Origin of the sequence: Streptomyces sp. NBC_00353, from assembly GCF_036108815.1 — a bacterium.
Classification (GTDB): Bacteria; Actinomycetota; Actinomycetes; order Streptomycetales; family Streptomycetaceae; genus Streptomyces.
In genome coordinates this window covers 6,795,316-6,808,006 of record NZ_CP107985.1, presented here as the reverse complement: position 1 = coordinate 6,808,006, position 12,691 = coordinate 6,795,316, and the positions used below count along the sequence as shown (strand labels likewise).

At 70.6% G+C, this 12,691-nt stretch carries 12 protein-coding genes; 8 read left to right on the top strand and 4 right to left on the bottom strand.

The window, feature by feature from the left end:
* Complete coding sequence (cutA, locus tag OHA88_RS30620; RefSeq protein WP_030970255.1) at positions 1-339, bottom strand: divalent-cation tolerance protein CutA; 339 nt, start codon at positions 337-339, stop codon at positions 1-3.
* A gap of 206 nt (positions 340-545) precedes the next feature.
* Between cutA and OHA88_RS30615 the strand changes: the two genes are divergently transcribed.
* Complete coding sequence (locus OHA88_RS30615; protein WP_328627877.1) at positions 546-2,195, top strand: M4 family metallopeptidase; 1,650 nt, start codon at positions 546-548, stop codon at positions 2,193-2,195.
* Positions 2,196-2,254: 59 nt separating this feature from the next.
* On the opposite strand, the gene OHA88_RS30610 is transcribed toward OHA88_RS30615, so the two are convergent.
* Entirely contained in the window at positions 2,255-2,872 is a 618-nt protein-coding gene (locus OHA88_RS30610) for an NADPH-dependent FMN reductase (RefSeq protein WP_328627876.1), read from the bottom strand.
* 74 nt (positions 2,873-2,946) lie between these two features.
* On the opposite strand from OHA88_RS30610, the gene OHA88_RS30605 reads away from it, so the two are divergent.
* The 3 genes from OHA88_RS30605 to OHA88_RS30595 all read left to right on the top strand — a co-directional run bounded on the left by OHA88_RS30605 (position 2,947) and on the right by OHA88_RS30595 (position 5,933).
* Complete coding sequence (locus tag OHA88_RS30605) at positions 2,947-3,738, top strand: aminotransferase class IV family protein (RefSeq protein ID WP_328627875.1); 792 nt, start codon at positions 2,947-2,949, stop codon at positions 3,736-3,738.
* A 450-nt stretch (positions 3,739-4,188) separates the two neighbouring features.
* Entirely contained in the window at positions 4,189-5,205 is a 1,017-nt protein-coding gene (locus OHA88_RS30600) for a hypothetical protein (protein WP_328629968.1), read from the top strand.
* Positions 5,206-5,309: 104 nt separating this feature from the next.
* On the top strand, positions 5,310-5,933 hold the full coding sequence (locus tag OHA88_RS30595) for a class F sortase (RefSeq protein WP_328627874.1): 624 nt from the start codon (positions 5,310-5,312) through the stop codon (positions 5,931-5,933).
* A gap of 15 nt (positions 5,934-5,948) precedes the next feature.
* Here OHA88_RS30595 and OHA88_RS30590 read toward each other — a convergent pair whose 3' ends face one another.
* Positions 5,949-6,734, bottom strand: a complete 786-nt coding sequence (locus OHA88_RS30590; RefSeq protein ID WP_328627873.1) for a sulfite exporter TauE/SafE family protein — start codon at positions 6,732-6,734, stop codon at positions 5,949-5,951.
* Positions 6,735-6,927: 193 nt separating this feature from the next.
* Here OHA88_RS30590 and OHA88_RS30585 point away from each other — a divergent pair, with 193 nt between their 5' ends.
* The 4 genes from OHA88_RS30585 to OHA88_RS30570 all read left to right on the top strand — a co-directional run bounded on the left by OHA88_RS30585 (position 6,928) and on the right by OHA88_RS30570 (position 12,103).
* On the top strand, positions 6,928-8,151 hold the full coding sequence (locus OHA88_RS30585; RefSeq protein ID WP_328627872.1) for an NAD(P)/FAD-dependent oxidoreductase: 1,224 nt from the start codon (positions 6,928-6,930) through the stop codon (positions 8,149-8,151).
* Position 8,152: 1 nt separating this feature from the next.
* Positions 8,153-10,741 (top strand): nitrite reductase large subunit NirB, encoded by a 2,589-nt coding sequence (nirB, locus tag OHA88_RS30580; protein ID WP_328627871.1) that lies wholly within the window; start codon positions 8,153-8,155, stop codon positions 10,739-10,741.
* On the top strand, positions 10,738-11,097 hold the full coding sequence (gene nirD, locus OHA88_RS30575) for a nitrite reductase small subunit NirD (protein WP_328627870.1): 360 nt from the start codon (positions 10,738-10,740) through the stop codon (positions 11,095-11,097). The genes nirB and nirD overlap by 4 nt, the downstream gene beginning before the upstream one ends.
* A gap of 76 nt (positions 11,098-11,173) precedes the next feature.
* The gene (locus OHA88_RS30570; protein WP_328627869.1) at positions 11,174-12,103 is read left to right on the top strand and encodes an oxidoreductase; all 930 of its coding nucleotides are present in this window, start codon (positions 11,174-11,176) and stop codon (positions 12,101-12,103) included.
* A 40-nt stretch (positions 12,104-12,143) separates the two neighbouring features.
* Here the strand turns inward: OHA88_RS30570 and OHA88_RS30565 are convergent, their stop codons facing one another.
* On the bottom strand, positions 12,144-12,554 hold the full coding sequence (locus OHA88_RS30565) for a VOC family protein (protein WP_326603643.1): 411 nt from the start codon (positions 12,552-12,554) through the stop codon (positions 12,144-12,146).
* Positions 12,555-12,691 lie beyond the last annotated feature (137 nt).

The window sequence follows — 12,691 nt, the reverse complement described above, 5'->3', positions numbered from 1 at the left end:
TCAGAGGGCCGTGACCGGAGCCGTCTCCGCAGTCACCCAGGCGAGGTAGCGGTCGCTTCCCCGTACCACCGGCGTCGCGATGATCTCCGGGGTCTCGTAGTCGTGCGCCGCCCGGAGGTGTTCCTCCAGTTCGTCGTAGCGTCCGGCCACCGTCTTGAACAGCACCTGCCACTCCTCCGTGGTCTCGATGGCGTTCCGCCACCGGTAGACGGAGGTGACGGGCGCGGAGATCTGCGCGCATGCCGCAAGTCGCGCCTCCACCGCGCCCTGGGCGAGGGCGTGGGCCTTCTCCTCGCTGTCCGTGGTGGTCAGAACGGTCAGCCATGCCGGCGTTGTCACCGTCGGTCTCCTCAGCTCTTCGGCCCTGCTCTTCGGATCTTGTGCCTGTGGCGTGTCCTTCTCGTCGATTGTCGGGGCGGTTCGGTGCTGTGTCCTCCTTCATCACCGTTGCGGTATGGACATGACATGTCATGAACCCTTAAATCTGAGGCGAGCTCAGAAGCACCGCTCAGATCGCCCTTTCCCCCCGCACCCCGAGGAGTCCGATGAGATCGATTCGGCATGCATCGCGCCTCACCCTGCTCGGCACAGCCGCCGTCGGCGCCGCCCTGCTGACCTCCACCCTCACCGCGACCACGGGCGCCGCCGCGGCCGGCCACCCGGCCCCGAGCCCCGCCACCGCCGTCCGTCACGCCGAGGCCGCGCTCACCGGGCACGCCACCGCACTGGGCCTCACCGGCGCCCAGGACACCGCGGTGCGCGATGTGGTCGTCGACAAGGACGGCAGCCAGCATGTGCGCTACGACCGCACCTACCGCCATCTTCCGGTCCTCGGCGGCGACTTCATCGTCCACCTCGCACCCGACGGCGCGTACAGGAGTGCCGACCGGGCCGTCCGCGGTGATCTCGCCGTGCCGACCGTGACCCCGTCGCTCTCCGCGTCGGGCGCCGCCGACCTGGGCGCGGCCGCACTGCGCTCGGCCCACCGCGGCGTGAAGCTCAGCAAGGTCGCCGCACAGCCGCAGCTCGTCGTGGACGCCCTGCACGGCGCACCCAGGCTGGCCTGGCGCACCGAGGCGGCAGGCAAGGACTCACTGGGCAACCCGGTCGCCCGCGTCGTGCTCACCGACGCGCGCACGGGCCGGCAGATCGATGCCTGGGACAGCCTGGAGACGGCGTCCGGCGACGGCCGGTCGCTGTACAGCGGTACGGTCCCGCTGCAGACGACCCAGTCGGGATCGACGTACCAGCTCAAGGATGCGACGCGCGGCAACACCTACTCCGGTGACGCGCAGAACAAGACCGACGGCTGCATCCTCACCATCTGCTGGAGCCGGGCGCCCGCGGTGCTGTTCACCGACGCCGACAACCACTGGGGCAACGGCACCACCTCCGACCGCGCATCGGCGGCGGTCGACGCCCAGTACGGCACGGACACCACCTGGGACTACTACAAGAACGTGCACGGCCGGAACGGCATCGCCGGGGACGGCAAGGGCTCGTACAACCGGGTGCACTACGGCAATGGCTACAACAACGCCTTCTGGGACGACAGCTGCTTCTGCATGACGTACGGGGACGGCGACGGCTCGACCTTCGGACCGCTGGTCGCGCTGGATGTGGCCGGGCACGAGATGTCGCACGGCGTGACGTCCAAGACGGCGGCCCTCACCTACTCCGGTGAGTCGGGCGGTCTCAACGAGGCCACCTCCGACATCTTCGGCACGCTGGTGGAGTTCCACGCGAACAACCCGCAGGACCCGGGCGACTACCTCATCGGCGAGAAGATCGTGAAGTCCGGCTTCGGGAAGGCCGCGTTGCGGTTCATGGACCAGCCCTCCAAGGACGGCAACTCGGCGGACTGCTGGAGCTCCTCGGTCGGCAATCTGGATGTGCACTACTCGTCCGGTGTCGCCAACCACTTCGCGTATCTGCTGGCCGAGGGCAGCGGCCCGAAGGTCATCGGCGGCGTCCAGCACAACGGCACCACGTGCAACGGGGCGACACTGAGCGGCATCGGCAAGGACAAGCTCGGCAGGATCTGGTACCGAGCGCTGACCGTCTACATGACGTCCTCCACCAAGTACGCGGGCGCCCGCACCGCGACGCTCGACGCGGCGAAGGACCTGTACGGCGCCGGCAGCGCGGAGCAGAACGCGGTGGCCGCGGCCTGGTCGGCGGTGTCGGTCGGCTGACCTGGAGCAGGTCCCGGAGCGGCTGCCCGCTTCGGGACCTGCACCTGCTCGGTCACCCGTCAATTACCGTACGGACGCACCGCCTTGGCCTCGCGCAGCGCTTGCCCCCACCAGACGAGCTGATCGAGCAGCGTCTTCGCCGCCGCGTCCACGGCCGCCGGATCCCTGTGCCTGCGGTCGTCATCGAACAGGGCGCCCGCGTTGTGGAACGACACCGTGTCGCGGATGGAGACGGCGTGCAGTTCGGCGAAGACCTGACGGAGGTGCTCGACAGCGCGCAGACCGCCGGACACTCCCCCGTACGAGACGAAGGCGACGGGCTTGGCCTGCCATTCGGCGTGATGCCAGTCGATGAGGTTCTTCAGCGGGGCAGGGAACGAGTGGTTGTACTCGGGCGTGACGACGACGAAGGCGTCGGCGGCGGCCAACCGGGGTGATACCTCGGCCAGTTGCGCCTGTACGTCGGGGCCGGGGCGGTGGGAGAGGGCGAACGGGAGATCGAGGTCGGCGACGTCGATGAGGTCGGTCTCGATGTCCGGGTGGTCCGCGGTACGGGAGAAGAACCAGTCGGCGATCACGGGGGCGAAGCGGCCCTCGCGGTTACTGGCGAGGATGACCGCGACCTTCAGGGGCGCGGTGGTGGCGGATGCGACAGGGGCAGGTGTCATGAGGTCCATGCAGCGAGCCTCGTACGTCAACCAAGGTTGAGGTCAAGCCGCATCGTCCACCCCTTCGGCTTACGGTGGAACACATGACGACCGCCGAACCCCTGTACGCCGAGTTCAACGGACACGCAGCCACGGAGGCGGATCTCCTGATCCCCGCCTTCTCCAACTACGGCCACTTCACGGCCATGCAGGTCAGGGACGGAAAGGTGCGGGGCCTCGCCTTCCACCTGGCCCGCCTGGACGCCGCAAATCAGGAACTGTTCGGCCATGGCCTGGACGGCGAACGGATCCGCGAGCTGATCCGGCACGCACTCGACGGTGCGGGAGTACGGGACGCCTCGACCCGGGTGTACGCCTTCCTGCCGCCCGGCGACACGGAGGCGACGGTCATGGTCACGGTGCGCGGACCGGCGCAGAAGTCCCCCGAACCGCACAGCCTGATGTCCGTTCCGTACGTCCGCACCGTGCCGCACATCAAGCGGCCCGGCGAGTTCGGCCAGACGTATTACGGGCGGCTGGCCGCACGCTCCGGCTTCGACGAGGCCCTGCTGACCGCGCCGGACGGGGCGGTGGCCGAGGGCGCGATCACCAACATCGCCTTCTGGGACGGCACTTCGGTCGTCTGGCCCGCCGCCCCGTCGCTCCGCGGCGTCACCATGGCCCTGCTGGAACAGGAGCTTCCGGGGGCCGGGCCGGCATCCGTACGGCGGCCGGTGACGCTGGACGGGATCGGCGCCTTCCGGTCGGCGTTCCTCACCAACTCACAGGGCATCGCGCCGATCCGGCGGATCGACGACACGGAGTTCACCGTCGACGAGGAACTGATGAAGCAGGTGGGGCTGGCGTACGAGGGCGCCCCCTGGGACGCCGTCTGAGGCCGCCCACGCGGCGGCTCCGGGGTGCTCGACCGCCCGGCCGGCTGCATCGCCGTCGCCGGGCCGATCGGCTTCGCCCTCCCCGCACACAGGGAGGCCGTCCCCGTCGGGCCCAGGGGGGAGTGGGTCCGACGGGGACGGCGGCCGGGCGGCCGGAGGAAGCCGTCCCGTGGGGGGTGATGTGCGTGTGCCCGGGGTAGGCGAGGCCATGCATGTGACGTACACCACCCCCGCCCCGAAGGTCGTCACCCAATCGGCACGGCGTGTCGCGAGGCGGGCCGAGCCCTCCTCGAACAGGGTTGTGACCTGCAGATATACCGCCCGACAAGGAGGCAGGGCCGGGCCGATCGAGTGAAAGCTGACTCGACGTCAGCAGGCGTGGGTGGCGGGCCGCCCGTTAGCTCGGAGTCAGGAGACACCAGCCAGCGCCTTCGCTCGGAGGAACCCCCCATGCCCCGTCCTGCCCGCTCCGTGACCGGCACCGCCGCCGCAGCTCTCACCGTTGCTGCGATCGGCCTCTTCACTGCCGCGCCGTCAGCGTACGCAGGTGAGCTCGGTCCACTGGAGATACCTCCGGCCGCCGCGGCTTCGGGGGACACGGTCGGAACCACGGCCTCCGGGAGCGAAACGAAGGCCACCGGGCGTGCGGACTCCCTGGAGGCAGGGGTATCCGCACGGACACCGGCCAGCGAAACGGAGGCGCTCGCCGACACGTTCAGGGTGCCGGAGAAGACCGGTGCGGGACGGGTCACCGGACAGGACGACGGTAGGGACACCGGGCAGGACAACGCCTCCAGTGACGACCCGGGCACCGGGTCCAAGTTGCCTTCCCTGGACGACCTGGCCGCCAGGGGCGAGAGCCTCATCGGGAACGCGAACCCCTTCGGGCTCGGCACCTCCATCGGGCAATCCGATACCCCACCCGAGCGCGACACGGGAAGCGACACGGGGCGCGACACCGGAAACGGCGAACGCGACACCGGAAACGGGAACGGGGACGATGAACGCGAAACCGGGAACGGGAACGGGAACGGGAACGGGGACGGGGACGACGAACGCGAAACCGGAAACGGCGAACGCGAAACCGGGAACGGGAACGGGAACGGGAACAGCGGACACGACACCGGGAACGGCGGACACGGAACCGGACGCGACACCGGGAACGGCGGACGCGACACCGGGAACGGGAACGGGAACGGCGGACGCGACACCGGGAACGGGAACGGGAACGGCGGACGCGACACCGGAAACGGAAACGGAATCGGCGGACGCGACACCGGGAACGGGGACGGCGGCGGCTACGACTCGCCCACCGGTCCTTCCGGGCACGTCAAAACTGGTGTAGGCGGCTCCGTCCGCCCGGACACCACCCAGATCGCGGCGGGCGTCGGCGTTCTCGCCGCATCCGCCGTCGGCGGAGCCTGGCTCCTGCGTCGTCGGGCGAGCGGCACGCAGGCCGGCAGCTGACGGAGGCGTATCCACGCCCCCGTCACCGCCAGGATTCCGTCCCGGTGGCCCCGCGCCACCGGGACGGGACCAATTTCCCACCTTTCCCACTCCGGAGGACAACCGTGCCCCAGAAGGCCAAGGGCTGGCTGGTCGCCGTCGCAGTGCTGGTCGGCATCTGGCTGATCCGGAACGGCTCCGAAACCCAGCTGATGCCGCCGCAGCCGACCGCTGCCCAGGCCTTCGCGGCCGGTCCCGAAGTGCAGCCCGGCTCACCGATCGCCGAACCGCTACGCCCTTCGACACCCATCCGTCTCCGCATCCCCAGCATCAGGGTGGACGCCCCGATGATCCGGCTCGGACTCAGGTCCGACGGCAGTCTCGCCGTGCCGCCGGCCGAGAACCGTAACGTCGTCAGCTGGTACAAGGACGGCACCCCGCCCGGCGCCAAGGGCACCGCGCTCGTCGTCGGTCATGTCGACAACGTGCAGGGGCGGTCCGTCTTCTACAACCTGGGGTCCCTGGCGAAGGGCAGCACCATCGAGGTGGACCGCCGGGACGGGCACACCGCCGTCTTCTCGCTCGACGCCATCGAGGTGTACGCGAACAAGGACTTCCCCGACCAGAGGGTGTACGGCGCATCGCCGAACGCCTCGCTGCGGCTGATCACCTGCGGCGGCGGCTTCTCGAAGACCACCGGCTACCAGGGCAATGTGGTGGCGTACGCGCACCTCACCGGCGTGCGGTGACCCCCGCCCGCGCCCTTACGACCACTGGTCGAAGGCGAGTCTCGCGACCAGTGAGAACACCACGACCAGCAGTACACCCCGGACGAACTCACTGCCTTTCCGGAGCGCCGTCCGCGCGCCCAGCAGCCCGCCCGCCAGGTTGAACACCGCCATCAGCGCGGCCAGCTGCCACATCACATTGCCCTGGTAGGCGAACATCGCGAGGGCGCCGCCGTTGGTGCAGACGTTGACGATCTTGGCGGTGGCGGACGCCGTCACGAGATCGAGGTGGAGCACGGCCGTCAGCGCGAGCACCAGGAACGTGCCGGTGCCGGGTCCGAACAGCCCGTCGTAGAAGCCGATGCCGCCGCCGACCAGCACGATCGCGGTGACGGTACGGGCCCGGGTGACCTTGCGGTCCGTGGCCTCGGCGGCCTCCTTGCCGAACTGGGGCCGCAGCATCACGAATGCCGCGACCGCCAGCAGTACCACCATGATCACCGGACGCAGCACGTCACTGCTGATCCCGGCGGCGAAGAAGGCTCCGGTCATCGATCCGGCCAGCGCCATGAGCCCGATCCGGACGGCCGTCCCGACCTTCACCGGCGCCTTGCGCGCGTAGGTCACGGCGGCGCCCGACGTACCGACGATCGCGACCGCCTTGTTGGTGCCGAGGACATGCGCGGCCGGGACGTGCGGCAGGCCCAGCAGCAGCGCGGGCAGCAGGAGCAGTCCGCCGCCGCCGACCACCGCGTCGATCCAGCCCGCGGCGGCAGCGGCGAGGCAGAGGACGACAAGGGTGGTCAGCGTGATGTCGGGCATGGTCGCGACTGTAAGGACGAGATACGTGTCCCGTCCAACTTTCCCGTCCGGATCACCGGAAAGTTGAGCCAACTCTGAGGTTCCCGGACCGCAGCACCCTCACAGACGGCTTGCGGGGACGCTGAGCGCAAGGTTCCTCCCGGGAAACAGCGAGGATCCGGTCGGGTAACACCCGCCGCTCAGGCTGCTCACCATGACGACAGAGACGGCGGACACGGCACGTGTGGTGGTGATCGGCGCCGGGATGGCGGGCGCACGGCTCGCCGCCCGGATGCCCGGCGTCACCGTCATCGGCGAGGAGACGCACGCCCCGTACAACCGGGTGCTGCTGGCCGAGGTTCTGGCCGGACGGTACGCGGCCGAGGTCATCGCCCTGCCCCCGGCCGAGGTGCGGCGCGGGGTGCGGGTGGTGCGGATCGACCGGGCGGACCGGCTGGTCCACTGCGACGACGGAAGCGTCGTGCGGTACGGGCGGCTGGTACTGGCCACCGGGTCGAACCCGGTGCTGCCGCCGCTGCGCGGGCTCGGCACCGAGATGCCGGACGGGGTGCATGCGTTCCGTACCCTCGACGACTGTTTTGCGCTGCGGGAAGCGGTGCGTGCCGGCACCCGGAGTGCGCGCGCCGTCGTCATCGGCGGCGGACTGCTCGGTGTGTCCGCCGCCCGGGCGCTGGCCGCATGCGGTGCGCAGGTGGTGCTTGCCCAGCAGGGCGAACACCTCATGGAGCGGCAGCTGGACGCCGAATCTGCCGGGCTGCTCCGGCGCCACCTGGAGAGTCTCGGCGTGGAGGTGCACACCGAGTGCCGGGTTCGCGGACTGCGCTGCGCCGACGGCGCGGTGCGGGCGGTGGAGCTCGCCGACGGTTACGAGCTGGCGGCCGAGATCACGGTGCTGGCCTGCGGTGTACGTCCCAGGACCGGGCTCGCGCAGGCGGCCGGCCTGGACGTACGCCGGGGCATCGTCGTCGACGACGGGCTGCGTACCTCCGATCCGTACATCCATGCGATCGGCGATTGCGCCGAGCACCGCGGCACCGTGTACGGCCTGGCGGGCCCGGCGCTGGAGCAGGCCGATGTGCTCGCCCAGGTGCTGGCCGGGCGGCCCGCCCGCTACGAGGGGACCCGCGCCCTGACCCGCCTCACTCTGCACGGTCCGGCTGCCGGCCCCGCGGGCCCCTTCGATCTGGCCGCGTTCGGGGAGTCCCGGCCGCTGCCCGGCGACGACGTCGTCCGGCTCGCCGACGCCACGCGTGGCGCGTACCGCTCGGTCGTCGTGCGCGGCGACCGGCTGGCGGGCGGGGTGCTGCTCGGCGATCTCGCCGCGGTCGGCACGCTCGCCCGGACCTGGGAGGACGACGAACCGCTCCCCGCCGAAACGTCCCTGCTCCATCTGCTCACCAACGACGGAGGCTTCTGAGATGCCGGTGTCCACTCCCCCGACCGACCACACCGCCCCGGTGCCCACGATCGTGGTCGTCGGACACGGCATGGTCGGCCAGCGGTTCCTGGAGGCGCTCGCCGACCGCGGACTGACCGCGACCGCGGGCACCGCCCGGGTCGTCGTCCTCTGCGAGGAACCCCGCGCCGCCTACGACCGGGTCCAGCTCACCTCCTACTTCGCCGGGCGGACCCCGGACGACCTGTCGCTCGCCGAGCCGGGCTTCATGGACCGGCACGGCTTCGAGCTGCATCTCGGCAACCCTGCCGAGAGCGTGGACCGCGAGGCCCGTACGGTCACCGCACGCTCCGGAGAGACCTTCGCGTACGACACGCTGGTGCTGGCCACCGGCTCGTACCCCTTCGTGCCGCCGGTCCCCGGCAAGGACGCCGCGGGCTGCTTCGTCTACCGCACGATCGAGGACCTCCTCGCCATCGAGGAGTACGCCAGGACGGCGACCACCGGTGCGGTGGTCGGCGGCGGGCTGCTCGGGCTGGAGGCGGCGGGCGCGCTGAAGGGGCTCGGGCTCGACACACACGTCGTGGAGTTCGCGCCCCGGCTGATGCCGGTGCAGGTCGACGAAGGCGGTGGCGCGGCGCTGCTGCGCACCATCGAGTCCATGGGCCTCACCGTGCACACGGGCGTCGGTACGCAGGAGGTCACCGCGGGCGAGGACGGCGCGGTGACCGGGATGGAACTCTCCGACGGTTCGTCGCTCGCCACCGACCTGGTGGTCTTCTCGGCGGGGGTACGCCCCCGGGACCAGCTGGCCCGCGACTGCGGTCTGGCGGTCGGACCACGCGGCGGCATCGTCGTCGACGAGGAGTGCCGTACCTCCGACCCGGCGATCTTCGCGATCGGCGAGTGCGCACTGGCCGCGGACGGCCGGGTGTACGGACTCGTCGCGCCCGGCTACGAGATGGCGCAGGCGGCCGCCGAGGTGATCGCGGGCAGGGCGGCGGCGTTCACCGGCGCCGATCTGTCGACGAAGCTGAAGCTGCTCGGGGTGGACGTGGCGTCGTTCGGCGACGCGCACGGCACGGCCGAGGGCTGCCTCGACGTGGTGTACGCGGACTCCCGCACCGGCGTCTACAAGAAGCTGGTGATCGGCCGGGACGGCACCCTGCTCGGCGGGGTGCTGGTCGGGGACGCCGAGCAGTACGGCACGCTGCGGCCGATGACCGGTACGGTCCTGCCGGTCGCCCCGGAGCAGCTGGTGCTGCCGGCCGGTGCGGGCGGCCCGGTCACGCTCGGCCCGTCCGCGCTGCCGGACGACGCGGTGATCTGCTCCTGCCACAACGTCACCAAGGGCGCGATCTGCGAGCACACCACGCTGCCCGAGGTGAAGAAGTGCACCAAGGCCGGTACCGGCTGCGGCAGTTGCGTGAAGGTGATCGGGCAGCTGCTGCCGCAGAGCCAGGACAAGGGTCTGTGCGGCTGCTTCTCGCACACCCGCAGCGAGTTGTACGAGATCGTCCGCACCCTCGGTATCGCCTCGTACGCGGAACTGCTCGACTCCCACGGCCGTGAGGCCGCGCGCGGCGGGGACGGCTGCGAGATCTGCAAGCCGACGGTCGGCTCGATCATCGCGTCGCTGGCTCCGGCGCTCGGCGCGAGCGGCTATGTGCTGGACGGCGAGCAGGCGGCCCTCCAGGACACCAACGACCACTTCCTGGCCAACCTCCAGCGCAACGGCTCGTACTCGATCGTGCCGCGCATCCCGGGAGGCGAGATCACCCCGGAGAAGCTGATCGTGATCGGCGAGGTCGCCCGCGACTTCGGCCTCTACACGAAGATCACCGGGGGCCAGCGGATCGACATGTTCGGCGCCCGTGTCGACCAGCTGCCGCTGATCTGGACGCGTCTGGTGGACGCCGGATTCGAGTCCGGGCACGCGTACGGAAAGTCGCTGCGCACGGTCAAGTCCTGCGTGGGCCGGACCTGGTGCCGGTACGGCGTGCAGGACTCGGTACGGATGGCGATCGACCTGGAGCTGCGCTACCGCGGGCTGCGCTCGCCGCACAAGCTGAAGTCGGCGGTGTCCGGCTGCGCCCGGGAGTGCGCGGAGGCCCGTGGCAAGGACTTCGGGATCATTGCCACCGCAGGCGGCTGGAACCTGTACGTGGGCGGCAACGGCGGCGCCGAACCGCGCCACGCGGACCTGCTCGCCCAGGACCTCTCCGACGCCGAACTGGTGCGCCTCATCGACCGGTTCCTGATGTTCTACATCCGCACCGCGGACCGTCTCGAGCGCACCTCGACCTGGCTGGACCGCATCGAGGGCGGCCTCGACCACGTACGGGACGTCGTCGTCCATGACTCGCTGGGGCTCTGCGAGGAGCTGGAGCGGCTGATGGCCGACCATGTCGCCGGCTACCGCGACGAGTGGGCCGAGACCATCAACGACCCGGAGCGGCTGCGGCGATTCGTCACCTTCGTCAACGCACCCGACGCACCCGACCCGTCGGTGAAGTTCGTCCCGGAACGCGACCAGGTCAAGCCCGACCTGGAGATCCTCGCCGGCCCGGTGCTCGCTGTCCGCACTCTCGAAGGGACCTCTTCCCGATGACCGCACAGACGATGGCTACGGCACAGCAGACTCCGGTCCTCCAACTCGCCGACGGAACTGACTGGTTCACGGTCTGCGAGCTGTCGCGGCTGACTCCCGGGCGGGGCATCGCGGCACTCCTCCCGGACGGCCGGCAGGTCGCGCTCTTCGTCGACCGGGCAGGGCGCGCGTACGCGATCGACAACCGCGATCCGTTCACCGGGGCGTACGTTCTCTCGCGCGGCCTGCTCGGGTCCGTCGAGGGGCGTCCGTTCGTCGCCTCGCCGCTGCTGAAGCAGCGCTTCGACCTGGCGACGGGCGCCTGCCTGGACGACGACGAGGTGCGCGTCCCGGTCTTCGCGGTGCGCGCCGCCTGACGGGCTCCGCGAAGCCCGGGACAGGAACGCCCCGCAGCCGATTCCGGCCAACAGGTCCCGGCCGTACGCTTGATCCATGACCCAGGGCTGGAACGCGAGCGACATCCCCGACCAGAGCGGCCGTACGGCCGTGGTCACCGGAGCCAACAGCGGCATCGGACTCGTCACGGCACTGGAGCTGGCGCGCCGCGGCGCGCGGGTGCTGCTGGCGTGCCGGGACGAGAGCCGCGGCAAGGAGGCCGAGTCACGCATCCGGGCTGCCGTGCCGGACGCGCGGGTGGAGTTCGCACCCCTGGATCTGGCCGATCTGTCCTCGGTGAGGGCGTTCGCCGCGGCGTACCCGTCCGACCGGCTGGATCTGCTGATCAACAACGCGGGTGTGATGGCCCTGCCGTACGGGAGGACGGCCGACGGCTTCGAGACCCAGTTCGGCGTCAACCACCTCGGGCATTTCGCTCTGGGCGGCCTGCTCCTGCCCAAACTGCTCGACACCCCCGGCGCCCGGGTGGTGAGCGTGTCCAGCGCGATGCACGCCGCGTCCAACATCGACATCGGCGATCTCAACAGCGAGCGCAACTACCGCCGTTGGATCGCGTACGGCCGCTCGAAGACAGCGAACCTGCTCTTCGTCCACGAGCTGGCGCGCCGGCTCGCGGCGTCCGGATCCGACATCGTGGCCGCCGCCGCACACCCCGGCTACGCGGCGACCAATCTGCAGACCGCGGGCGTACGGATGGAGAACCGCAAGGCGGCGGAACGGGTCTTCGAACTGGGCAACCGGCTCGTTGCCCAGCCCGCGTCGTCCGGTGCGCTGCCGACGCTGTATGCGGCCACCGCGCCCGGCGTGCGCCCCGACTCGTTCACCGGCCCGAAGCTGCTGGGCTGGCGGGGTGCGCCCGCCCCGTCCTGGCGGGCGCGCTGGACGCTGAACGACGTGGCGGGCGAACGGCTGTGGGTGGCGTCCGAGCAGCTCACGGGGGTGACCTGGCCGGGCCTCAAGTCCTGACCGGGCCCGGGGCGAACGTTGCGGCTCGGCCCTGGACGGCTCAGCCCTGGCTCTGAACTGCGGCCGGGTCCATCCACACGACCTCCCAGATGTGGTGGTCGGGGTCCTGGAAGGAACGGCCGTACATGAACCCGTGGTCCATGGGCTCGTTGGCGGGCGATCCCCCGGAGGCGAGCGCCGTGTCGGCCAGCTCGTCGACCTCCTCGCGGCTCTCGGCACTGAGCGCGATGATCGCCTCGGTGGTCTTCGAGGCATCGGCGATCTCTTTCTTGGTGAACTCCTTGAAGCGCGGCTCGGTGATGAGCATGGCGAAGATGGTGTCGCTGATGACCAGGCACGCGGTGGTCTCGTCGGAGAACTGCGGGTTGAACGAGAAGCCGAGCTTGCCGAAGAAGCCCTTGGTCGTCTCCAGGTCCTTGACCGGAAGGTTCACGAAGATCATCTGGGTCATGTCCGTCTCTTCTCCTCGGCGGCGCTCCGGGTGAGCGCGGTCGAAGGGTAGACGGCAGGTCGGCGCGGAACTCATCGCGACGGGCGAGGAAATCATCCGGAGCAGCCCGCCCCACCCATTGAGCGGAGTGTCCCCAC